The sequence below is a fragment of the Pseudenhygromyxa sp. WMMC2535 genome, from assembly GCF_011083025.2.
Genome location: NZ_JABJWV010000009.1, coordinates 16,050 through 38,443 on the forward strand (window position 1 = coordinate 16,050; position 22,394 = coordinate 38,443).

Sequence of the window (22,394 nt, forward strand, 5' to 3'; positions counted from 1 at the left end):
TCCCTCGCAGCATCCTTTGCGGCCTCGGCCTGAGCGCCGCCTTGATCGCGCCCATGCTCATCTCCGGCTGCCGCAGCGCCCCGCCGGCAGAGGTCAGCGACCGCCTGTGGGTCAGCCAGCTGCCCACGAGCCCGCGCGACCGCGTCGACGCCTTCGTCGTCACCGAGGTCGGCAAGCGCGCAGGCGGCAGCTTCTACCACGGCTCGGTCTACCGCGGCGCCCACGACAGCTTCCTGTGGACGGGCAAGGGCAAGAGCAGCGGCGTCATCTACATCCTCCAAGACCAGCGCGAGTATCCGGTCGAGACCAAGAGCTGCACCCCCGACCGCGGCTTCGACCTGTGCATCGAGCTCGAGGGTGACCCCAAGAAGATCGTGCGCTACCAGTCGCGCAAGCGCTGGGCGATCCCCCGGCGCGGGAGCGTCGAGGCCCTCGACATCCCGGGGGTCGTGCGCGAGCTGGCGGAGGATGACGAGGAGCTCGAGGCGCTCTTCATCGAGCCCTGAGCGGGCCCGAATGATGCAGTCGCCCGACGAGGCGACATTGTCATCGACGCATTCCTCGGGGCTGCGTCGTCGACCGCTTTCGTCGGCGCGCTCGCTGGCTTGCGGTAGGGGTCGCCAGCGGCGATGATCGCCGCGAAAAGGCGCACCCGTGGTAGCAGACGAAAAGAAGATCTTCGGTCACCCCAGGGGCTTGCCCTGGCTGTTTTTCATCGAGATGTGGGAGCGCCTGGCCTTCTACACCATGCTCAACGTCCTGCTGCTCTACGCCAAGGACTTCGAGCGCGGCGGCCTGGCCCTACCTTCGGGGCAGGCCAACGAGATCTACGGCTTCTACCTCGCCTTCGTGTACTTCACGCCCTTCGTCGGCGGGATCCTGGCCGACCGCATGCTCGGCTACCGCCGCTCGGTGCTGATCGGCGGCCTGGTCATGGCCGGCGGGCTGATCGCCATGAGCGTGCCCGGGACCACCTTCTTCTACTCGGGCCTGGTCCTGCTCGTGCTCGGCAACGGCCTGTTCAAGCCCAACATCTCGGTCATGGTCGGCAACCTCTACGCGGCCGGCGACCCCAAGCGCGACTCGGGCTTCAACATCTTCTACATGGGCATCAACATCGGGGCCTTCCTGGCCTCGTTCTTGAGCTCGGGGATCCGCAACACCTACGGCTGGCTGATGGTCTTCCGGGTCGCGGGCTTTGGCCTGATCCTCGGCGTGATCATCTTGTTGCTCGGGTGGAAGGTCCTCGCCCACGCGGATCGCCAGCCCGAAAAAGACCCCAACGACGCCGGCTTCGGGGCCGTCGCCGGCAAGATCCTCATGCCCGCGCTGGTCGTCGGCGTGATCACCTACGTGATCGCCAACAAGTTCATCCCCGACTTCGCGGTGACCCCGGCGACCATGGGCTTCATCATCGGGATGATCCCGGTGATCATCTACTTCATTCGTTTGCCGCGCACGGTCAGCGACAAGGAGCGCCCCGGGATGTTCGCGCTGCTGCCGATCTACGTCGCCGGCGGCACCTTCTTCATGGTCCTGCACCTCAACGGCTCGGCCATGACCCAGTGGGCGGCCGACGACACGGCCCGCGACATCGCGGCCCCGGCGGCCTTCCAGCAAGACGCCCTGCCCACCTACTACAAGAACGCCGGCGAGGACGTCCCGCGCCCCGCCGAGGCCAACTTGGTGGTCGTCGAGGACCCCGCCGTGGTCCGCATGTTCGGCCAAAAGCGCATGGACGAGCAGACCCTGGCGCAGATCACCGCGCGCTACCCGGAGCTCGAGCTGCGCGACTTCGATCCCAAGGCCCAGGCCACGGACTTCAGCGGTGAGGAGGCCGCGCTCTTCCAGTTCGCCACGGCGATCTACGCCGACGGCAAGGTCGAGGTCGTCGAAGAAAAGGACGCCCACGGCGTGCCCTCCTACTCGGCGAAGATCCCCGAGCGCGAGCCGGCCCTGCGCCGGGTCGCGTTCATGCGCAAGACGCCCGGAGGCGAGGTCTTCCCGACCTACCTCGTCACCCAAGACAGCTTCGACGAGATCTACTCGGGCTACGAAGCGCGCTTTGGTCATCCGCCCGAGCAGCTCGAGCCCGGCAAGTGGCTCCCGGTCATCAACCCCGAGCTCTTCCAGTCGCTCAACGCGCTCTTCGTCGTCGCCTTCACCCCGCTGATCGTCCTGCTCTTCGGGTGGATCAGCGCGCGCAAGAACGTGACCACGGCCCAGAAGGTCTTCTATGGCCTGTGCCTGACCACGGTCTCCTTGCTGCTCATGGCCCTCGCGGGCCTGGCCTCCGACGGCGGCGCCATGCGGGTCTCGGGCTGGTGGCTGGTCGGCTTCTACGCGATCATCACCGCAGGCGAGCTGCTGATCTCGCCCATGGGCCTGTCGCTGGTCACCAAGCTCGCGCCCAAGCGCCTGGTCGGCCTGGCCATGGGCGGATGGTTCCTGGCCACGGCCTTCGGCAACAAGTTCTCGGGCTTCTTCGGCGGGATCCAGCACATGATGTCGCCGGTGGCCTTCTTCCTGGTCCTCGCCGGGCTCGCGGCCGCGGTCGCCGTGTTCATCCGCCTGCTCCTGCCCAAGCTCGACGCGGCGATCGAGGGGCTGAGCTAGGAGCCCGTGGTGAAACCCAGCGCGACACCTCGCTTGGTCTTTTCGCCGAGGGCTTTGTCGCCAAAACTGGCAGTACACCCGGTACAGCGGCGTTTTGGCTTCGCGCCCTCGACGAAAATCCCGGCGCCAGGAGCCGCGCTGGGTTCCACCACGGGCTCCTAGCCGACTGCTCGTGCGCCTCGACTCGAGGGCGCGAAGCAAGCCGAGCCCGGGTCGGGTCCGAATCGCGGACCTGCCCCGGGCTCGCGCTTTTTTGGGCCGCGCGAGCAGGCGCTGCTCAGTGGGGTGCTCAAAGGGGCAGCGCCGAGTCCGGGCTGTCCTTGTAGGTCTTGCGATCCTTGAGCGCCCGGGTCGCGGCGAAGATCTGGGCCGGCGTCTCGAGCGGCGCCTCGGGCAAGGCGGCGGCCAGCGTGGCGCGGATCGTCGGCGAGTCGGCGCGCAAGAAGGGGTTGGTCGCGCGCTCGACCGCGATGGTCGAGGGCACCGTCGACTCGCCGCGGGCGCGGAGCTCCCAGACCTCGCGGATGCGCGCGGCGAGGGCCGCGTTGTCGGGCTCCACGGACCAGGCGAAGCGCAGGTTGTCCTCGGTGTACTCGTGGGCGCAGCAGACCAGGGTGTCCTCGGGCAGGGCGGCGAGGCGGGTCAAGCTGGCGTGCATCTTGGCTGGCGGCCCGTCGAAGAGGTAGCCGCAGCCGCCGGCGAAGAGGGTGTCGCCGCAAAAGAGCAGCGGCCCGGCGCGGTAGCTGAGGTGGCCGTCGATGTGGCCCTCGGTCAGCATGACCTCGAAGCGGACGCCGGCGAAGTCGATGCTGTCGCCCCCGCGCACGGCGGCGTTGAGCCCGGGGATCCCCCGCTGGCCCACGGCCGCGTTGCCGATCACGCGCAGGCCCATGAGCCGCTCGGCCTTGTCGAGGTCGCGGTGCAGGCCGATGTGGTCCGGGTGGGTGTGCGTGGTGAAGATCGTGCTCAGCTCGAGGTCGTGGGCGTCGAGGTAGGCGAGCACCGGATCCGCCTCGGGCCCGTCGACGGCCGCGGCCTCGCCGGTGCGCGGATCCACGATCAGCCAGGTGAAGTTGTCGCGCCACACGGGGATCTGGTGCAGCTCCAAGCTGCGCGCACCGACGTGGACTTCGATGGGGGACCTGGGGACGCTGACGACGTGCTGCATCACTCGTACTCGAGCTTGTAGATGGTCACGGGCTGCTCGCGCCCGCGGACGTTGTGGGACTCGGGACCGACGAGGCGCCCGGGCGGCCGCCCTGCTCCGGGCTCGGTTCGGGCGTCGGGTTCGGCTTCGGCTCCGGCTTCGGTTTGGGCCTCGGGGCTGGACAGCTGGGCGCGCATGCGGTCCACGGTGGACTCGCTCAGCGCGATCTCGCCAGGCCCCGCGAGCTCGCAGATCCGGCTCGCCAAGTTGGTGGTCTCGCCGATGGTGGCGTACTGCAAGAAGAACTCCGAGCCGATGTTCCCGGCCGCGACCGGGCCGCTGCTCAGGCCGATGTGCACGCGCAGCGGCGGGGCGTCGTCGCCGAACTCCATGCTCAGCTCCTCGGCGAGCTCGCGCACGGCCTGCTGCATGTCGACGGCCGCCCGCGCCGCCCGCAGGGCGTCGTCCTCGTGGCGAAAGGGCGCGCCCCAGACCGCGAGCAGGGCGTCGCCGATGTACTTCTCGAGCGTGCCCTCGTAGCGGAACACGACCTCGGTGATCCGCGGGAAGTAGCGGTTGAGCAGGGCCACCACGTCGCGCGGGCGCAGCTTCCCGGTCATCTCGGTGAACCCGCTGATGTCGCAAAAGAGCACCGTGACCTCGGTCTCGATCGCCTCGTCGGCGAAGCCCGGCTTGGCCATGAGCTGGGCGACGGCCGTGGGCGGGAAGAAGCGCATCAAGTTGCTGCGCAGGGTCGACTCACGCTTGAGGCGCTCGTAGAGCCGGGCGTTGTCGATCGCGATCGCGGCCTGGGCGGCGAAGGCCGAGAGCAGCTCGAGGTCCTCGCCCGAGAACATCTGCGGCGCGCTGAGGTTGTCGACGTAGAGCACGCCGATGACCTCGTCCTTGGGCCGCAGCGGCGCGCACATCGACGAGCGCACCGAGGTGTAGTGGATCGAGTGTGCGTCCTCGAGCCGGGGGTCGGCGCGGGTGTCCGAGAACAGCGCGGCCACGCTGCGCTCGCGCACGTAGTTGATGATGTTGCGGCTGTAGGGGTCGCCGCCGTCGGCCGAGATCCCCCGGCCCCACTCGACCACCGGCGGTCCGAATTCGCCGCTGTCCTCGTCGATCAAGATCAGCGCCGCGCGATCGATGGCGAGGATCGTGAACACGAGCTCGAGGATCTTGGTGAGCTGCTTGTCGATCGCGTCGGTTCCCGCGAGCAGGCGGGTGACCTCGAGCATGACCCGCAGCCGGCCCTGGGCCTCTTTGGGGACGGAAACGCGGGCGCCGAAGGCCCGGCGGTCGCGGGCCCCGGTCAGGAGATCGTTGAGCAGCGTCCGCGAGGCCTCGGTCGAGATCTCCTGGACGATCGACTCGGGCGCGGGGATCGAGAAGCTCGGGGCGTGGAAGGCGAAGTGCACGTCGCCGCAGACGAAGCGCTGGCCGTCGCGCAGGGCGACGGGCTCGTCGAGGCGCGCGCCCTCGATGAAGGTGCCGTTCTTGCTGCCGAGGTCGCGCAGCGTGGCCGCGCCGCGCTCGTCGATGGTCAGCGTCGCGTGGCTGCGCGAGAGGCTCTTGTTGTTGACGCGGACGTCCGCTTCGCGGCCGCGTCCGAGGGTGTACTCGCCGGCCCGCAGGTCGTGGGCCACCTCGTCGGCGCGGCCCGGGTTTGCGGTCACGCGCGGCATGGCGAAGACATTGTCTCCGCCGCTCCCGCGACTTGCAATTGCTGGATCGTCGCCTTAAAGAAACGCCCCCCGCATGGCTGACGAGACCTCGCCCAAACCCTTCGATCCCACCGCGCTCTTGGCCGCAGAGCTGACCCTGCCCGCGAACGCGATCGCGGCCGTGCTCGCGCTGCTCGGTGACGGCGCCACCGTCCCCTTCATCGCCCGCTACCGCAAAGAGGCGACCGGTGGCCTCGACGAGGTCCAGATCCGCACCATCGAGGAGCGCCGCGACTACCTCGTCGAGCTCGACGCGCGCCGCGAGACCATGCTCGCCTCGATCCAGGAGCAGGGCAAGCTCACGCCCGCGCTCGCGGCCAAGCTGCGCGCGGCGACGACCAAGCAGGCCCTCGAAGATCTCTACCTGCCCTACAAGCAAAAGCGGCGGACCAAGGCGGCCGTGGCTCGCGAGCGCGGCCTCGGCCCGCTGGCCGAGCGCGTGCTGGCCCAAGGTGTCGAAGGTGAGCTCGAGGGCGAGGCCGCGGCCTTCGTCGACGCGAGCAAGGAGCTGCCCGACGTCGACGCCGTGCTCGCCGGGGTCTCGGAGATCCTCGTCGAGGCCGTGGTCGAGCAGCCCGAGGTCCGGGCCATGGTCCGCCGCCACTACGGCGAGCAGGGCGTGCTCGAGGCCAGCGAGGTCGCCGGCGCCAACCCGGCCGAGCGCGGCAAGTTCGAAGACTGGCTCGAGTGGTCCGAGCCCGCGGCCAAGATGCCCTCGCACCGCTACCTGGCGATCCGCCGCGGCGAGCAGGCCGGGGTGCTGCGCTCCAAGATCCTCGTCGAGCCCGAGCTCGTCCAGGGCGCCGTCGAGGAGCGCATGGGCCTCGACGAGCGCTCGCCCTACGCCCCGCTGCTGCGCCGCGCCGTGAAGAAGGCCCTGCGCGGGCGCCTGGCCGTGGGCGTGGAGACCGATGTCCGCGTCGAGCTCAAGCAGCGAGCCGATCGCGAGGCCGTGGACGTGTTCGCCTCCAACCTCGAGAACCTGCTGCTCGCGGCCCCGCTGGGCTCGTGCGCGGTGATCGGCATCGACCCGGGGCTGCGCACGGGCTGCAAGTGCGCGGCCGTCGACGCGACCGGCAAGTTCCTGGCCACGCAAACGATCTACCCGGTCCGCGACGAGGCCCGTGCGGGGCGCGAGCTCGCGGCCTTCGTGCGCCTGCATCGTCCGCGGGCGATCGCCGTGGGCAACGGCACCGGCGGGCGCGAGACCGAGGCGCTGACGCGCTCGGTGGTCGCCGAGCTGCGCGCCGAGCTGAGCGCCGAGGGCGGCGAGGCGCCGATCGTGATCAGCGTCAACGAGGCCGGGGCCAGCGTGTACTCGGCCTCGGAGGTCGCCCGCGAGGAGTTCCCCGACCTCGACCTCACGATCCGCGGGGCGATCTCCATCGCTCGCCGCCTGCAAGATCCCCTCGCCGAGCTCGTCAAGATCGACCCCAAGTCGATCGGCGTCGGCCAGTATCAGCACGACGTGCAGCAGACCCTGCTCGGGCGCAAGCTCCACGAGGTCGTCGAGAGCTGCGTCAACCGGGTCGGCGTCGAGCTCAACACCGCGAGCGCCCCGCTCTTGGCTTACGTCGCTGGCGTCGGCCACACCCTGGCGCGCAAGATCGTCTCGCACCGCGAGCGGGTCGGGCCCTTTGCGAGCCGCGCCGCGCTGCTCGAGGTCCCCGGCCTCGGGCCCAAGACCTTCGAGCAGGCCGCCGGCTTCTTGCGCGTGCGCGAGAGCGCCGAGGTCCTCGACCGCTCGGCCGTGCACCCCGAGCGCTATGAGCTCGTCGCGCGCATGGCCACCGACCTCGGCGTGCCCCTCGAGCGCCTCGTCGGCGACGCCGAGCTCGCCAAGCGCATCGAGCTGCGCCGCTACGTCAGCGAGGCCGTCGGCGAGCCCACGCTGCGCGACATCATCGCCGAGCTCGCCAAGCCCGGCCGGGATCCGCGGGCCGAGTTCGAGGCCCCCAACTTCCGCGACGACGTGCGCGAGCTCGAGGATCTCGAGATCGGCATGGAGCTCGAGGGCGTGGTCACCAACGTCACCCGCTTCGGCGCCTTCGTGGACCTCGGCGTGCACCAGGACGGCCTCGTCCACGTCAGCGAGCTCTCGGATCGCTGGGTCGACGACCCCGCCAAGGTGGTCAAGGTCGGCGACCGGCTGAAGGTCCGCGTGCTCAGCGTGGACCTCGAGCGCAAGCGGGTCGGGCTGTCGGCGCGCAAGGGCGGGCCCAAGGGCGGCCAGGCCAGCGCGGGCGGAGCACGCGGTCAGGACCGTGGGGGCGGAGGCGGGGGCGGAGGCTCGCGCGAGCGCGCGGGAGAGCGCGGTGGAGCCAGGAGCGAGGGCGGCCGCGGGCGCAAGCAGGGCGGTCGCCGCAACCACGACGAGGCCGGCTTCAAGAACAACCCCTTCGCCAAGCTGCGCCGCTGAGCGGCTGGGCAGTCGAGTCACTGGGCGGCTGGGTCCAGTGACTGGGCGCTTCCACAGCGGCCCTTTGGCCAGCGGGTGCGGGTCAATGAAGGAAGCGGGCACCGGCGGTCATGGTGACGGGCGTATACTTCGCGCCGACCTGCCATGCCGACGGTCCTCGTGTTCTTGCTCGATCTGCTGCTCGCGGCCCTCGCGGTCGAGTGCTCGGGGTGGCTCGATCGCGAGATCTTCGCCCACCCGACCTCGACCCTGGGCTTCGTGGGCACCACGGTCACCGCGACCCTGGCCAGCTTCAGCGCGGCACTCGGGGCCTACCTCACGGGTCTGAACAACACCTCGCTGCTGCTCCAGCCCAAGCAGGTGGTCGCCCGCGTCGCGCTGGTCAGCCTCACGACCACGCTGGTCGCCCTCGTGGTCGCCTACTTCGTCTGGTACCAGCCGATCGGCCGGGTCAGCCTGTCGCTGATCGGGGCCACGAGCTTCGTGCTGCTGACGAGCTGGCGCCTGCTCTACGCCCGCTTCATCGCGAGGGGGCCGCGGATCGGCGTCGCCTTGCTCGGCGACGGCCCGGTCGAGCGCCGCTTCGCCCTGCGCCTCAACAGCCTCGCCCACACGCGCTACGAGGTTCGCGGCTTCATCAAAGCGGACCCCAAATCCGAAACTGGGCCCGATACTGGGTCTCGAAGCGACGAGGCCATCGCATCAGACAGTGAGCATTCAGCGCCGCTCGCAGAGCGCTCCGTGGTCCTCGGAATGCCCTTACCCGAAGGCCTCGTCGAGCCGCCTGTGCTCGGGAGCCTCGAGCATACTGTTGACATTTGCCACGATGAGGAGCTTGGCCACGTGGTGGTCGTTGGCGCGACCGGTCTGGGCGAGGCGCAGATTCGAGCGATGTCGCAGCTCCAGGCGCAGGGCGTCCGCGTGCACACGGCCGGCGCGATGTGGATGAACGTCGCGCTACAGGTCCCCATCGACCTCGTGGACGCGCGCTGGGTACTCAACACCTTCGAGCAACTCGACCGGCCGGTCGTCTTGGCCAGCAAGCGCCTCGTCGACCTTTGCGTCGCTGGGCTGGGGCTCCTGGCCTTCGTGCCCATGGCCGCCGTCTTGTGGCCATTGCAAAAGCTCCTCGACCCAGGCCCTTTTTTCTACACTCAGGATCGGGTTGGCGCAGGTGGTCGGATTTTTCGCATCTATAAGATCCGCACCATGCGCGTAATCGAGCGAAGTGAGCAGCGTTGGGCTGCCCAGGATGCCGATCGGATCACTGGTTTGGGGCGCTTGTTACGCAAGACACGAATTGACGAGTTTCCGCAGTTTTGGAACGTGTTGTGCGGTGAAATGTCGCTGGTTGGTCCGCGCCCCGAGCAGCCCAAGATCGTCGAAGCGCTCGAGCGCACCATCCCCTTTTTCGCCTACCGCCACCTCGTGAAGCCAGGGATCACCGGTTGGGCGCAGATCCATCAGGGCTACGCCGCGTCCGTGGACGAGTCGGCTCTCAAGCTCTCCTACGACCTCTACTATGTCGGGCGCTTGAGCATCCTGATGGACTTTGACATCATGCTGCGCACTGCGTTCGTCATGGCTGCGCGCATTGGCAGCCGGTGAAGGCCTCGGCCTTTGCGTCCATCTGCGTGACCCGATCGCGCGGCGTGGGTCAGCTATCGCCAGAGCAATAGGGCCTATTGTAGTCTGATTGCCTACAATATCGTATCGATGTCTCGATACGATATTGTGCGCATATTTATCGAAAAGGGCTGTGATTCATGCGCTAGTGTTGTGTCCATGTTACGTCGCACCCTGTGGAGTTCGGTCTCGCTCGCGTCAGTTTTGATGTTCGCTGGAGGGGAGGCCGAGGCCTCGCTCCCCGGGGGCGCGGATCCAGGTCGAGCCGCTGGATCGTTCACGGCCTTCGAGAGCGGCCAGGTCCGTCCGCTGGCGCTCTCGCCCAGCGGGGATCGACTCTTCGTCGTCAACACGCCGGACAACCGCCTGGAGATCTTCGACGTCGGCCCGGATGGTTTGGAGCACGCGGGCTCGGTCGCCGTCGGCCTCGAGCCGGTCGCCGTGGCGGTGCGCAACAACAATGAAGTCTGGGTCGTCAATCACCTGTCCGACAGCGTGAGCGTGGTGCGGACGGTGGGCTCGGTCGCCTGGGTCGATCGGACCTTGCACGTGGGCGACGAGCCGCGCGACATCGTGTTCGCCGGGCCGGGGCGCTCGCGGGCCTTCATCACGGCGGCGCACCGCGGTCAAAACGCGCCCTTCGAGCCCCAGCTGACCACGCCGAGCATCGGCCGCGCCGACGTCTGGGTGTTCGATGCAGCGGCCACCGGCGGCGGCATGGCCGGCGAGCCGCTGACGATCATCAACTTGTTCAGCGACACCCCGCGCGCCCTGGCCGTGGACCCCAGCGGCAGCCGGGTCTACGCGGCGGCCTTCAACTCCGGCAACCAGACCGCGATCGTGCCCCTGGGCGTGATCAGCGACGTCGGCGACGACAGCTCGCCCCTGCCCCACACCAACCACGCCGGGGTGACGCAGCCCGACCTCAGCTTGATCGTCAAGTTCGACGGCGAGCACTGGGTCGACACCAGCGGCAAGGAGTGGGACGAGAAGATCATGTTCAACCTGCCGGACGAGGACGTGTTCGTGATCGACGCGGACGCCCCGATCCCGGCCCAGGTCGAGGGGGACGAGGGCTTCTTCGCCCACGTCGGCACGACCTTGTTCAACATGGTCGTCAACCCGGTCAGCGGGAAGGTCTACGTGACCAACACCGAGTCGCGCAACCATGTGCGCTTCGAGGGCACGGGGATCTTTGGCGAGAGCACGGTCCGCGGCCACGTCGTCGACAACCGGATCACCGTGCTCGACGACGCCGGCGTGCACCCGCGCGACCTCAACAAGCACATCGACCACGACAGCTGCTGTGGCACCGACGCCGCGGACATCGAGCTGAGCGTGTCGCAGCCGCTGGAGATGGCGATCTCGAGCGACGGCGAGGTGATCTACTCGGCCGTGCTCGGCAACGACAAGATCGCGCTCTACTACACGGCGGAGCTCGAGGACGACGCCTTTTATCCCGACGCGGCCGACCAGATCTCCGTCAGCGGGGGCGGCCCGACCGGGGTGGTGCTCGACGAGGCCCGCGGCCGGCTCTACGTGATGACCCGCTTCGACAACGGGGTCTCGACCATCGACACCGACGCGCTCGAGGAGATCGACCACCTCGGCTTGCACAACCCCGAGCCCGCGTCGATCGTCGCCGGTCGGCGCTTCCTCTACGACGCCGCGCTGACCTCGGCCCACGGTGACCAGTCCTGCGCCTCCTGCCACATCTTCGGTGACAAGGACGAGCTGTCCTGGGACCTGGGCGATCCCGACGGGGACGTCACGCCGCACCCCGACAACGTCAAGAACAACCTCGGCGTGGGCGACGAGGACTTCCACCCGATGAAGGGGCCGATGACCACGCAGAGCCTGCGCGGCCTCGACAACCACGGCCCGATGCACTGGCGAGGCGACCGTCACGGCGAGGGCGTGAGCGCGCAGCCCGACGCAGGAGCGTTCAGCGAGGTCGCGGCCTTCAACGCCTTCAACGTGGCCTTCCCCGGCCTGGTCGGACGCGAGGACGAGCTGACGGCGGCGCAGATGCAGGCGTTCACCGACTTCCAGCTCCAGGTGATGTATCCGCCCAACCCGATCCGCAACCTCGACAACTCGCTCAAAGCGCGCGAGCAAGAGGGCAAGGACTTCTTCACCACCAACTTGTCGTTCATCAACGACTTTGGCGACGGGCTGGAGTTTCGCTGCGTGGACTGCCACGTGATCGACCGCGACGGCAACGCGGAGTACGGGGTCGCGCATCCGGGCTTCTTTGGCAGCGACGGCCAGCTGCTCCTGGCCGAGTTCTCACAGACCTTCAAGGTCCCTCACCTGCGCAACCTCTACACGAAGATCGGGACCTTCGGCTTCCCGGACGACGACTTCTTCTTCAACCGCGAGGGCCTGGCCTTCTACGATCCGGCGCACAAGGGCGACCAGGTCCGCAGCTTCGGCTTCACCCACGACGGCTCGAAGGACGTGCCGATGCGCTTCTTCAACGCCTTCGCGATCTACCCCGACGGCTTCCAGGACTTCGAGACCATGGAGAAGGTCGCCGAGTTCATCTTCGCCATGGACACCAACTTGTTTCCGAGCGTGGGCCAGCAGGTGACCTCGCGGCTGCAGACCTTCGTGGCTGCCGGCCCGCGCATCGAGCTGCTGCGCGACCAGGCCGAGGCGGGGGCCTGCGAGCTGATCGCCAAGACCCAGCTGGGACCGCTGGAGCTCGGCTTCTACTATGAGGATGGGGCGTTCACGACGAGCTTCGCGGGCTCGCCTGCGGTGGGCTACACGGACTTGCGGATGTTCTCTTTGGTCGCGCCGGTGACCTACACCTGCGTGCCGCCGGGCTCGGGCTGGCGCATGGGGGTGGACCGCGACGGCGACGGGCAGCGGGACGGTGACGAGCTGCTGTGGGGCAACGACCCCGCGGACCCGGCCAACTGAGCGGGGCGTGTTCGAGCGGGCCTGCCGGTTGGCAGGCCCGTGCGAAGGCTGACGGTGCGGCCGCAAGACCGCCCCAGGAAGACCCTGCGAGGCAGCGCGATGGCGAGGGGATGGCGTCATCGAGCTCGCTCGTCCCTCCGCTCGGATCGCCGGCGACCCACGAATCGACCCGATCGGACAACGCCGCGCCGCTCCACACACGCACGTGTCCGCAGCTCAATCCACGGGCTCCTAGGGGAGGAGCTGACGCGACCAACCGATGACGACTCCGCCCTCGGCGTCCACCTTGGCTAGCAGGTGCTGCACGTCCTCCGGCGGATAGAGGGAGGACATGTCATCGAGCACCACGCTCCCTCGTTCGGCGTATAGGTAGTCGGACCAGCCCCGCGACTCGGTGTAGGCGACCTCGAGTCCGTACACCAGCGTCGCCCTGGCCTCGCGCCGGTCGTAGGCGGGGAAGAGCGCCAAGAAGTCGAGGTCGTGGGGCCACCAGCTCCCCTGGGTGGGCTCGACCCCGTCGTCGCGGGCGCTCGCTTGGAGCTCCAGGCTCAGCTCGCGCAAGGCGTCTTCCAGGGGGCGAGGGGGGAGTTCGGCGAGCAGGTCGGTGGCGAGGACTCGCCCGCCCTCGGGCTCACGGATCAGCAGCTGGGTGCGGTGCTCGGGGTGGAGGCCGCACTCATTGTAGGCGAGGTCCTGGACCACGAAGATCCGGGATCCCGCCACGCTGACGAGAGTGTGATCGAGGGTGAAGTCCTCCCGCGCGGGGACGCAGCTTTGGGGGTAGGCCTCGGTCCCGAGCAGAGTCCGCCACTCCTCTGTGCCCTCCCGCCGCGTCTCGATGACGGTCGCCGAGAGCTCGATCTGCTCGTCGCTCTCGACGGGCCCTCGATCTCCGCAAGGACACAGGGGTAGCTCGAGGGTCTCGGTGCTCACGCGTAGCTCCCACCAGGAGGATCCCTCGGCGACGAGGACCCCGCTTCGTCGTTCGGGCTCGGTGCCCCCGGTGGCGCCAGGATCGTCAGGATCGCCGGGCCCGGTGGGGCGCCACAGCCAGCTTTGATACTCGATGCGATCGGGGCGGTGTTGGAGCGCGCCGGGATCGGGCTTCGCCACGAGAAGGGCGAGCTGCGTCGCCGGGGGGCGCGTGGGCCGTTCGCGTGGGCGCTCGGCGGCTGCGAGCCGCACCGGGGGCATGGTCAGGCGGCCCTTCGGCTGGAGCGGATCCTGTCGATGTGTGAGCTCGCTGGCGCGCAGTCTCGTCGCTCCCTCCGCCCTCGATCCCGGGCCTCCGCAGCGCGAGACTCCCCTGGCGACGACGGTGGCCGAGGAGCAGAACTTGGACATTTCGCGGACGACAGCGCCTTCGCCGAGGAGCAGGCGGGCAAAGGGGCGCAGCACCTCCGCTCGCTCCTCGTCCTCATAGTCACCGAGCATCACCACCCAGAGCTCGCCTCGGTGCAGGACGTGGGCCGGCAGCTCGATCACCTCTTCTTCGAGGCGAGCGAGCACGCGGTCGCGCGCGGCCTCAGCGGCCTCCTGCGAGGACTTGCTCGCCAGCTGGAGGCTGTACCCCCGCGGCGCCGCGGGCCCCAGGCTCGGTAGCGTCCCCGTGGGCCCGAGTCGATCGCGTGGCGGGCCCTCGTCGAAGGGAGGACCCTCTCCTGTGAGCGCAAGATCGACGACCGAGTCCGGGCGTCCGCTGCGGGCGAGGATCCCCCCGTCGGCGGACAGAGCGACCAGCCCCTCGTCGGTGTCGAGCCACATGCGTCCGGAGTTGGCGAGAGCGAGGGCGCCCAGCCAGTGGCAACCGTCGGGCGTCCACTCGCGAGCGCCGGCACCCAACAGGCGAAGAGCGCAGGCGTCGTTGCCGAGGATGACGCTCCCGGACTCGTTCACAGCCTGGCGCAGCTCATGCCCGCGAACCTCACCTCCGAGCTCGCTCCGCTCGATCACGGCGCCTTCGCCGTCGAGGCGCAGGAGTTGCTCGTCACCGCGAGCGAGGACCAGTCCATCACCCTCGGCCAAGAAGTCGAGGGCGGTGATCGGCAGATCCCCGACCTCCAAGGTGTCGAGGTCACGCAAGATCCCGCTGTCCGTGGCTCGAAAGACGAGGTACCCCGCGCTCGCCCACAGCCGCCCCTGACGGTCGACGGTGATTGTGATGAGGGGGCCGGAGAGCCGAGAGATCGCCAAGGGCGACCAACGACCGCCCTCGTAGCGGAGCAGGCGCTGACCGCCGGCGACTCGCTGCAGGAGCCAGAGCTCGCCGGCGGGGCCTGCCGCGAAGTCGCTGACTGCCGCGCCTTCGTGACTGGGGAGCTCGGCGTAGACGCGGAGCGCGGGTGCTTCGCCCCCGTCGATCGTCAGCACATGGCTGTGGGTCAACACGTAGAGTCGCCCGTTCGGGTCGCGGTGGAGCTGGCCGTCGAGCAGGGGTGTTCGGCGAGGGAGGCATCCGCGGGCTCCTCGAGCAGGTGCCAGCCTTGCGAGTCGAGGCGGTAGACTCGCTCGCGCCCCTTCGAGCCGCCGACAACATAGAGCGCGTCACCGTAGCCCGGCGGGCTCGGCTGCGGCCGAGCGACCGGCGACTCGTCCTCGCCGGACGAGTCTCCGGTCGTCGCGGGGCGACAGGCGAGCGAGGCCAGCGCGCATGCGAGGAAGAGGGGCGCTCGCCTCATCGATTTTCTCCTACGAGAGCAGGCAGCTCCGGGCCCACTCCCTCGACGAATGCGGCTCTCGGTGTGCGCCCGGCGAAGAGCTGAGGCTCGAGCGAGTGGTGCTGGCCCTCGGGGGTCACGACGAGCACCGCCTGGTCGGGCGAGCTCAGCCACGCTCGCCCGCGCCCGTCCAGAGCGAGCAGCCTCCGGCCCTTGCACTCCCCTGCCGTCGTGTCGAGTTCCATCGGCTCATCTGCCAACGCCGCGTCAAAGCGCAGGAGGCTACAGCCTTGGCCCTGCACGAGCAGCCCGCCATCGAGGTCGGCGAAGAGAGCGACGCCGCCGGACAACATTCGCTGCGCTTTCGGGCCTTGCGAGACCAGTAAGATCAACTCCCGATCCGTCAGCAGCCACAGGCCGCCTTCTCGGTCGCCCACCCAAGCGCGAAATTCACTCGGCTCAGGCGTGATCGAGGTACCCTGAACCCGCGCCCACCACTGGCCTGGGTGCTTGTGCAGGATCCCGTGCCGGTGATCGAGGACGACCCATGCCCTGGCGCGGCCGTCGACGGCCATGCCTCGCAGGGCGTGGGCCTCGACGCCGCTGTGCTCGGGTTCGCTCCACTCGACGATCTCGCCCGCGTGGATCCGGGCGACGCGGGCGAGATCGTCGTCGAGCAACCACAGCGCGCCCTCGGGCCGACCGCGAGCTGCTCGTAGGCGGCGAGGCCGTGGGCGGGATCGTCGTCGAAGCTCAGGACCGGAGAGAAGGCGGCGCCTGCGAGGCGGTGGATGCCCGAGTCGTCATGGAGATAGAGTTCGCCGTCCCTGCCTTCGACGAAGGCCCGGAAGGTCGAGGACCAGATCTCACGCCAGCCCTCGCCGTCCAAGCGGAGGAGGCGTTGGTCGTCGATGTTGAAGTAGGCCGCCGGGCCTGTCGCAGCCTCTGCCCGCAGAGGACGGGGCTCGAGCGTCGTCGGTCGAGGGGTCTCGGCCTTCGAGGGGGGCGTCGTCGGTTGACGCCAGTCGTAGGGGGTAGACTCGTCGCACTCGAGGAGAGTCTCGTCGTCGCGAGCCAGGGTGCTCGAGTCGTCCGGCTCCCCCTCGCCGAGGCAACCGGGTTGGGCGCCGGCCACCGACAGCAGCATGCCGAGGACTCTCCTGTGGCTCAAGTCGCCTCGAAGCGTCACTTTGTAAACTCTATCGTCTGTGTCCAGGCTCGGGCCAGGGCCACGTCCATGAGGATCGCATGGGCCGAGCCGAGCCGATCCAGCACGGGCTCCTAGGAGCCCGTGGTGGAACCCAGCGCGGCTCCTCGCGCCGGGATTTTCGCCGAGGGGGCGAAGCCAAAACGCCGCTGTACCGGGCGTACTGCCAGTTTTGGCGACAAAGCCCTCGGCGAAAAGACCAAGCGAGGTGTCGTGTTGGGTTTCAGCACGGGCTCCTAGATCGGCGTGATCTTGAGGCGCTGGAGCAGCAGCGCCCTGGCCAGGCCGTCGCGCAGCGTCCCGAAGGTCTCGATCTCGTCGAGCTCGACGCCGAGCTCGACGATCGTCCGCGCGTTGTCGGCCGACATCCCAACGAGGATCAGCCGCGTGCCGAGGAGGCGGACCGTCCGCGACATGCGGATGATCAGGTGGGCCGCCTGGGTGTCGAGGACCGGCGCGCCCGAGATGTCGAGGATGGCCGTGCGCGCGTGGACGCGGCCGATCTCGGTCAGCAGCTTCTCGGTCAGCAGCTCGGCCCGGAAGGCGTCGAAGGCTCCGACCAGAGGGACCACCAAGATGCCCTCGCTGACCGGGGCGATCGGCGTCGAGGCCTGGCGGAGGACGTCGAGCAGCCGGGTCTTCTCGGCCAGGGCGGCCTCGAGCTCGGCGAGCTGAGACTCGACGCGCTCGAGGTCGTGCTTGGCGGTCTCGACCTGGGCGAGCTCGTCGCGCCGGGCCATGAAGCGCATGCTCGAGACCAGGACCATGTCGAAGAGCAGCGCCTCGCCCTGCTCGCGCAGCTCGCCGTGGCCGAGGTGCTCGAGCACTCGCTCGCGCAGGCTCTGGCTGAAGCTGCGCAGGTCGAAGAAGGTCAAGTCGAGCTCGAGGTAGTCGGCGATGAAGCGCTGCGTGGCGCCGCGGATGGCGTCGCGCCGATCCTGGCTCAGGTCCTGGGCGATGGCCGCGAGGATGGCCGCGAGGTGCTCGCGCAGCAGGGCCTCTCCGCCGCGGGCGAAGGTCCCCGACTTGCGCGCGCACAGCTTGGTGACCAGGGCTTCGATGAGCTCGGCGCGGGCGCGCTGGGCGAGGTGCCCGGGGTCGAACTCGCCGCTCGAGGGCGCCTCGCTCATGGTCGAGACCTCACTCGCTGGATTGGCATTGTCGAACGCTTCGCTCATGCGCTGCCCTGGGTTTACCAGCTGACGTGGTAGACACAGGCCGCGGCGCCCTCGTCCATGCAGCCCTCGCCGCCGTGCTCGATCAGCGCCTTGGCCCCGAAGCGGGCGCAGGAGCCCTCGATGATCCCGATGTTGAGGGCGCAGGGGCCGAGCAGGCTCCAGTCGAGGGTCGCCGAGTAGTCGTCCTCGAGGGTGCAGACGATCCGCCCTGGGACGGGGCCGCGGACGTTGAGGCGGTAGGCGTCGTCGAGGGCCATGAGCACGCTCTGGACGCTGTCGAGCTCCGGAGGGTAGGCCGCGGCCTCGATGATCTTGCGGCCGACCTCGATCAGCGCCCCGCGCCCGACCTCGGCGGCGATCTTGTCGTAGATGTTCATGGCCCAGTCGAAGTCGTACCAGCGCTCGGGGTCGATGCGGTCGACGCCGACGTCGGCGAGGATCTTTTGGGTGACGCTCCGAGAGTGGCCCAGGGCCAAAATGAAAGAGCTGAGCGAGGCTCCATTGTACTCGGCTTTTTCATTGTCCATGAAAGCGGTCATATCGCGTCGTCGCTGGCGTCGTCCACATAAACTCTCGCTCGCGAGCTCGGGGGCCGACCGTCGACTGGGCGACGCGCGAGGGCTGATCACGCGAACGTCGATTGCTCACTGCTCGCTCGATGTTCGTCGCGGGGCTCGTTCTCGACCCTCGCCTCTGGCACGCGCGCGGGGCGTGGGTCGAGAACGAGCCGAGCACGCCTCGGGGCGGGCTCAGGGGTTTACACCCGACGCCGCGAGCTGACCGCCGTCGATGTCGATGATCGAACCGGTCACGAAGCTGCTCTCGCTCGACGCGAGAAAGCGAATGAGGTTGGCGATCTCCTCGGGGTCCGCCATGCGCTTTTGGGGGATCGCCTCGAGCACGGCCTTGCCGAGGGCCTCGTTGTCCCAGATCGCGCTCGAGAACTTGGTTTTGACGAAGCCCGGGTGAGGGCGTTGACGTTGATGTGGGCGTCCGCGAGCTCGACGGCGAGCACCTGAGTCAGCATGATGACCGCGGCCTTGGAGATGCAGTAGATGCCCATCCCCGGCTGCACGCGGCGCCCGGCGATCGAGGCGATGTTGATGATCCGCCCGCCGCCGCGCTCGCGCATGCTCGGGACGCAGGCCCTGGCCATGCGAAAGTAGCCCTTGACGTTGACGTCGTAGGTCTTGTCCCAGTGGCTGTCGTCGGCGCTGAGCAGCGGGCCAAAGTGTGGGTTGGTGGCCGCGTTGTTGACGAGCACGTCGACACCGCCGAAGGCCTCGCAGGCCCGGGCGACGACGCGCTCGACGGCCGCGTCGTCACCCGTGTGCGCGGGGACGGCCAGGACCTCGGCGCCGGTCGCCTCGCGCAGCTGCGCGGCGGCCTGCTCGAGCGGCTCGGGCTTGCGCGAGGCGATCACGACCTTGGCCCCACCTTGGGCCAGCGCCATGGCCGTGGCGAAGCCGATACCCCGGGATCCACCAGTGACGATCGCGACCTTGGCGTTGAGATCAAAGGGGGTGGTGGTGCTCGTCGATGTCTGGCTCATGGCGCGGTTTTAGACGTGAGACCCTGGGTCGTCCAGGAATTGGGGCGAGCCCCAAAACGTCTCTCAGAGACAGGGCACGAGTCGCGGCTTCGATTCATAATCTTCGATCGCGGCAGATATGTAGCTGTGATGTGCTGCAGCGGTCTGGTGGACCGGGGCCGACCGCGAGGGGGGGTCTGCGAGGGGGGGCCGCGAGGGGCAGTCGAGATGGCGCGGTCGAGATCGGCGTCGCGGCGCGAGAGGGGGCGCGTGCATGGGGCGCAGGTGATCGCAAAGGGGCGCAGTCGCTCACTGCGCGGAGGGGGCGAGGGCCCACGTGTGAGGCCGAGTTCGCGTCTGCATCCTCGACGCGACGGTCACGAGGGCACGGGGTACACTGGGGCTCGGGTATCGATGTCTGCGGACGCCGGCTCCAACTCTCCGACGCGTGCGCTGCTGCCTTTCGAGCTCGGCGGACACCTTCTGGCGATCGACGCCACGGTGGTCATCGAGGTCACCGGGCCGCGCGACTGGGTAGCGATTCCCAAGGCACCGCCTGCGGTCCCGGCGCGCTCGCCTGGCGCGGCCGCGCCCTCGCGGTCCTCGACCTCGGGCGAGCGCTCTCGCTGCCCGCGTTGACCGTGCCCAAGACGCGCGCGCGCAACTGATCATCGGGCTCAGCGACGACACCGTCGTGCTCTCCGTGGACCGCGTCCGCGAGGCCCGGCCGGGCGCCGAGCTGGCGCCGGTCCACGCCGCGGACCTCGGCCTCCCGGCCTACGGCGAGCTGGTCCTCGACGAGCAGATCGCCCTGGCCCTCGACATCGAGGCTTGGGTCCAGAGCCTGAGGAGGAAGGCGTGAGCCGGCTGCTGCTCATCGAAGGCGACGCGCTGCGTCTGGGCCTCGACGAGCAGCTCGTCGAGCGCGTCGAGCTCGAGGGCGACGCCCAGGCGCCGAGCTTGTTCGCGGGCCTGGGTCTGAGCGAGGAGAGCGAGCGGGTCGGGCAGGCCGGGCGGCCGGGCACACCGAGCGGGGCGAGCAGCGCGTGCTGGTCCTGCGCGAGGGCGCCCGAGTGCGCGTCCCGCGAGCATGCGCTGATCGTCGAAGACGTCGAGGTCATGGCGCTGCCCGAGCTCCTGCGCCCCTTCGCGCCGAGGCCGGCGTGGTCGGCCTCGTCGAGCTCGAGGGCACGCCCACGCTGGTCTGTGATCCACGGCTCGCCAACACGAAAGACAGCCACCCGTGAGCGCCGCTGTCCAGGCTCCTCGGCGCGAAACTCGGGCCGAGCTTCGCGGCGCGGGCCTGCTCGGCTTCATCGCCGCGCGGGTGTTCGCCCTCGACGTCTTTGTGGGCGTGAGCCTGGTCGCGATCTGGCTGACCCTCTATGGACCAACGACCTGAGCCGCGCGCTCTTGCTGTGCGCGCTGCTCTTTGGCCTGCGCCTGTTCGCCTGGCTCGCGCAGCTGGGTCTGGCCCTGGCGCCGCTTCGCGCGTGGCGGGGGGCGTGTAGCGAGCTCGACGACGAGACCCTGCGCGCGGCCGAGTCCGCGCTCGCCGGCTTGCCACGCAAGATGGCGCTCAACTTGACCGCCGGCTGGGTGGGCTACTACGTCGCGCTCACGGCCCTGGTCTGGTGGGCCTTCCCGGGGCTGATCGGCCTCGAGGCCGCCGAGCTCCCCGCGGCCGGGCTACAGATCGCCGCGGTCGCCTTTGGACGCCGGTGCTGCTCTCCCCGCTGATCGCAACCATGATCGCCGAGCACCGCGCGGCTTTGCTCGTCGAGCTCCAGCGCCGCGCCGAGGTCCCGCAGGGCGTCCAGGTCTCGCTGACCAGGCGCTGATCCTGGTCGGCGCGATCTTGGTGACTGGCCCGCTGTTGTGGCTGTCCTCGATGACCTGGATCTCCAAGCTCGAGGCGACCCGGGCCCGCGCCCTCGGTGAGCTCGCCGGCGAGGTCGAGCTCGCGATTGGCGGCGGGCCGATGCCGAGCTGCTGTGGGCCGACGCCTTCGACGAGCGTGACCCGCTCGAGCTCGAGCGCGTGTCCGAGCTGCCCGCCTCCTTGTGGTGATCGACGAGGGCCCGCGGCTGCTGGCCCTGGTCGAGCGCGAGACCGACGAGGTCGCGATCGCGGTCGCCCTCGACGAGGGGGGCTGGCTGCTGGCCAGGCGCAGCATCCACCGCCGCACGCGCGCTTTTGGGTGCTGCTGACCATGACCCTGATCGTCGTGCTGATCTGGGGTCTGTCCACGGTGACCGCGATGACGAGCTTCTTCATGGACCGATCCGTCGGCTCAGCGCGTCGGCGCGGCGGCTCTCGGAGGTTGGAGATCTGAGCGCCATGGGCCGGTTGCCACAGGTCACCAACGACGAGGTCGGGACGCTGACGACCAACGTCAACCGCGTGCTCGACGACCTCGAGAGCCTGACGGCCGGGGCGCAGGCCGTGGCTCGCGGGGACCTCTCGGTCGCGATCGTCGGCGCCGGCGAGCTGCCCGACGCTTTTCGCAGCATGGTCGAGCAGCTCCACGAGGTCGTGCTCCAGATCCGCGAGACCTCGATCGGCCTGGCCACCGCCGCGAGCGAGATCCACGCCGCGACCTCGGAGCAGGAGCGGGCCGCGGACCGCCAGAGCGCGGGCATGCGCTCCCTCGGTCAGGTCATGACTCGCTGGCGAGCTCCGCCTCGCAGGTCTCGGGTGCGGCCACGGGCGTGCTCGAGAACGCCGAGGGCACGCTGACGACCACCGACGAGATGAGCCGCAAGATCGACGAGCTCAACGAGCGCAGCAAGGGCATCGGCGAGCTACTCGAGCTGATCCGCGAGATCGCGACCGCAGCGACCTGCTCGCGCTCAACGGCTCGCTCGAGGCGACCCGGGCCGGCGAGGCCGGGCGCGGGTTCTCGCTCGTCGCCGCCGAGTGCGCCGCCTCGCGAGCGCGTCACCGGCACGGTCACCGACGTGCGCGAGCTGGTCGCCGACATCAAGGCCGCGAGCGGGAGCACCGTGATGGTCACCGAGCGCAGCCGCAAGCTCGCCGAGGGCACGGCCGAGGCCGCGCGGGAGATCGCCGCGGAGACCCAGCGCCAGAGCCAGGACACGGAGCGGGCGACCCGGAGCGTGCGCGAGGTCGGCGAGGTGATCGTGCAGATCGGCGAGGCGATCACCGAGACCCGCTCGGCCGCCGAGGGGCTGCGCGTCCAGGCCGCGACCCTCGAGGAGCTGATCGGCCGCTTCGAGGTCCGCGGCGAGAGCCACTCGGGCTCGTCGATGCGCTTCCTCGGCAGCGGGGTCTACGAGAGCGGAGTCTTACGGCAGCGGGGTCTACGGCAGCGAGTCTACGAGAGCGCTGCCAA

The 22,394-nt window shown here is 69.4% G+C and carries 18 protein-coding genes and 2 pseudogenes; 11 read left to right on the plus strand and 9 right to left on the minus strand.

All coding sequences use genetic code 11. The features are described 5' to 3' along the window. The first annotated feature begins 41 nt into the window (after nt 1–41). Nucleotides 42–506 (plus strand): hypothetical protein, encoded by a 465-nt coding sequence (locus G6O69_RS37575; RefSeq protein WP_172303326.1) that lies wholly within the window; start codon nt 42–44, stop codon nt 504–506. Nucleotides 507–654: 148 nt separating this feature from the next. Further along, the gene (locus G6O69_RS42595; RefSeq protein WP_172303327.1) at nt 655–2,616 is read left to right on the plus strand and encodes an oligopeptide:H+ symporter; all 1,962 of its coding nucleotides are present in this window, start codon (nt 655–657) and stop codon (nt 2,614–2,616) included. Nucleotides 2,617–2,905: 289 nt separating this feature from the next. Here G6O69_RS42595 and gloB read toward each other — a convergent pair whose 3' ends face one another. Together gloB and G6O69_RS37590 are read right to left on the minus strand one after the other, a co-directional pair. Beyond that, a complete protein-coding gene (gloB, locus tag G6O69_RS37585; RefSeq protein ID WP_172303345.1) occupies nt 2,906–3,784 on the minus strand; it encodes a hydroxyacylglutathione hydrolase in 879 nt (292 codons plus the stop codon). Further along, nucleotides 3,784–5,454: an adenylate/guanylate cyclase domain-containing protein gene (locus G6O69_RS37590; protein ID WP_172303346.1), complete on the minus strand. Its 1,671-nt coding sequence runs from the start codon at nt 5,452–5,454 to the stop codon at nt 3,784–3,786. The genes gloB and G6O69_RS37590 overlap by 1 nt, the downstream gene beginning before the upstream one ends. Nucleotides 5,455–5,527: 73 nt before the next feature. On the opposite strand from G6O69_RS37590, the gene G6O69_RS37595 reads away from it, so the two are divergent. The 3 genes from G6O69_RS37595 (at nt 5,528) to G6O69_RS37605 (ending at nt 12,466) form a co-directional block, all read left to right on the plus strand. Beyond that, nucleotides 5,528–7,912, plus strand: coding sequence for a Tex family protein (locus G6O69_RS37595; RefSeq protein WP_172303347.1), 2,385 nt, complete (start codon nt 5,528–5,530; stop codon nt 7,910–7,912). 144 nt (nt 7,913–8,056) lie between these two features. Next, nucleotides 8,057–9,520, plus strand: a complete 1,464-nt coding sequence (locus G6O69_RS37600; protein WP_176396753.1) for a sugar transferase — start codon at nt 8,057–8,059, stop codon at nt 9,518–9,520. A gap of 177 nt (nt 9,521–9,697) precedes the next feature. Next, nucleotides 9,698–12,466 carry a hypothetical protein gene (locus G6O69_RS37605; protein ID WP_255215757.1) on the plus strand — a complete coding sequence of 923 codons (2,769 nt, stop codon included), beginning with the start codon at nt 9,698–9,700 and terminating at the stop codon, nt 12,464–12,466. Nucleotides 12,467–12,697: 231 nt separating this feature from the next. Here G6O69_RS37605 and G6O69_RS37610 read toward each other — a convergent pair whose 3' ends face one another. The 7 genes and pseudogenes from G6O69_RS37610 to G6O69_RS37640 form a co-directional block, all read right to left on the minus strand. Then, complete coding sequence (locus tag G6O69_RS37610; RefSeq protein WP_176397338.1) at nt 12,698–14,851, minus strand: SPOR domain-containing protein; 2,154 nt, start codon at nt 14,849–14,851, stop codon at nt 12,698–12,700. Beyond that, nucleotides 14,848–15,144, minus strand: coding sequence for a hypothetical protein (locus tag G6O69_RS37615; RefSeq protein WP_176397339.1), 297 nt, complete (start codon nt 15,142–15,144; stop codon nt 14,848–14,850). The genes G6O69_RS37610 and G6O69_RS37615 overlap by 4 nt, the downstream gene beginning before the upstream one ends. Next, nucleotides 15,141–15,368, minus strand: a complete 228-nt coding sequence (locus G6O69_RS37620; RefSeq protein ID WP_176397340.1) for a hypothetical protein — start codon at nt 15,366–15,368, stop codon at nt 15,141–15,143. The genes G6O69_RS37615 and G6O69_RS37620 overlap by 4 nt, the downstream gene beginning before the upstream one ends. Before the next feature lie 158 nt (nt 15,369–15,526). Further along, nucleotides 15,527–16,294, minus strand: a complete 768-nt coding sequence (locus G6O69_RS37625) for a hypothetical protein (RefSeq protein ID WP_176397341.1) — start codon at nt 16,292–16,294, stop codon at nt 15,527–15,529. A 272-nt stretch (nt 16,295–16,566) separates the two neighbouring features. Continuing rightward, nucleotides 16,567–17,460: an STAS domain-containing protein gene (locus tag G6O69_RS37630; protein WP_172303351.1), complete on the minus strand. Its 894-nt coding sequence runs from the start codon at nt 17,458–17,460 to the stop codon at nt 16,567–16,569. A 62-nt stretch (nt 17,461–17,522) separates the two neighbouring features. Then, nucleotides 17,523–18,035, minus strand: a complete 513-nt coding sequence (locus G6O69_RS37635; RefSeq protein WP_172303352.1) for a hypothetical protein — start codon at nt 18,033–18,035, stop codon at nt 17,523–17,525. Between the two features lie 222 nt (nt 18,036–18,257). Next, a pseudogene (locus G6O69_RS37640) lies at nt 18,258–19,060 on the minus strand (SDR family oxidoreductase). 393 nt (nt 19,061–19,453) lie between these two features. Between G6O69_RS37640 and G6O69_RS37645 the strand changes: the two are divergent. From G6O69_RS37645 to G6O69_RS37670, 6 genes and pseudogenes are all read left to right on the plus strand, one after another. Continuing rightward, on the plus strand, nt 19,454–19,678 hold the full coding sequence (locus G6O69_RS37645) for a hypothetical protein (protein WP_176397342.1): 225 nt from the start codon (nt 19,454–19,456) through the stop codon (nt 19,676–19,678). Between the two features lie 55 nt (nt 19,679–19,733). Then, complete coding sequence (locus G6O69_RS37650; protein WP_176397343.1) at nt 19,734–19,901, plus strand: hypothetical protein; 168 nt, start codon at nt 19,734–19,736, stop codon at nt 19,899–19,901. Then, complete coding sequence (locus G6O69_RS37655; RefSeq protein WP_176397344.1) at nt 19,898–20,779, plus strand: hypothetical protein; 882 nt, start codon at nt 19,898–19,900, stop codon at nt 20,777–20,779. Before G6O69_RS37650 ends, G6O69_RS37655 begins: the two co-directional genes overlap by 4 nt. Nucleotides 20,780–20,900: 121 nt before the next feature. Next, entirely contained in the window at nt 20,901–21,374 is a 474-nt protein-coding gene (locus G6O69_RS42600; protein WP_346017168.1) for a hypothetical protein, read from the plus strand. Further along, the gene (locus G6O69_RS37665) at nt 21,371–21,778 is read left to right on the plus strand and encodes a methyl-accepting chemotaxis protein (protein ID WP_346017167.1); all 408 of its coding nucleotides are present in this window, start codon (nt 21,371–21,373) and stop codon (nt 21,776–21,778) included. The genes G6O69_RS42600 and G6O69_RS37665 overlap by 4 nt, the downstream gene beginning before the upstream one ends. A 103-nt stretch (nt 21,779–21,881) precedes the next feature. Continuing rightward, nucleotides 21,882–22,394 (plus strand): annotated as a pseudogene (locus G6O69_RS37670) (hypothetical protein); the annotation flags it as partial.

Bases quoted from the DNA above. Each gene is read 5' to 3' on its own strand.
- G6O69_RS37635 (WP_172303352.1), bottom strand. From the start codon at position 18,035: ATGGACAATGAAAAAGCCGAGTACAATGGAGCCTCGCTCAGCTCTTTC.
- G6O69_RS37595 (WP_172303347.1), top strand. From the start codon at position 5,528: ATGGCTGACGAGACCTCGCCCAAACCCTTCGATCCCACCGCGCTCTTG.
- G6O69_RS37645 (WP_176397342.1), top strand. From the start codon at position 19,454: ATGTCTGCGGACGCCGGCTCCAACTCTCCGACGCGTGCGCTGCTGCCT.
- gloB (WP_172303345.1), bottom strand. From the start codon at position 3,784: ATGCAGCACGTCGTCAGCGTCCCCAGGTCCCCCATCGAAGTCCACGTC.
- G6O69_RS37620 (WP_176397340.1), bottom strand. From the start codon at position 15,368: ATGGAACTCGACACGACGGCAGGGGAGTGCAAGGGCCGGAGGCTGCTC.
- G6O69_RS37630 (WP_172303351.1), bottom strand. From the start codon at position 17,460: ATGAGCGAGGCGCCCTCGAGCGGCGAGTTCGACCCCGGGCACCTCGCC.
- G6O69_RS37615 (WP_176397339.1), bottom strand. From the start codon at position 15,144: ATGAGGCGAGCGCCCCTCTTCCTCGCATGCGCGCTGGCCTCGCTCGCC.
- G6O69_RS37600 (WP_176396753.1), top strand. From the start codon at position 8,057: ATGCCGACGGTCCTCGTGTTCTTGCTCGATCTGCTGCTCGCGGCCCTC.
- G6O69_RS37590 (WP_172303346.1), bottom strand. From the start codon at position 5,454: ATGCCGCGCGTGACCGCAAACCCGGGCCGCGCCGACGAGGTGGCCCAC.
- G6O69_RS37605 (WP_255215757.1), top strand. From the start codon at position 9,698: ATGTTACGTCGCACCCTGTGGAGTTCGGTCTCGCTCGCGTCAGTTTTG.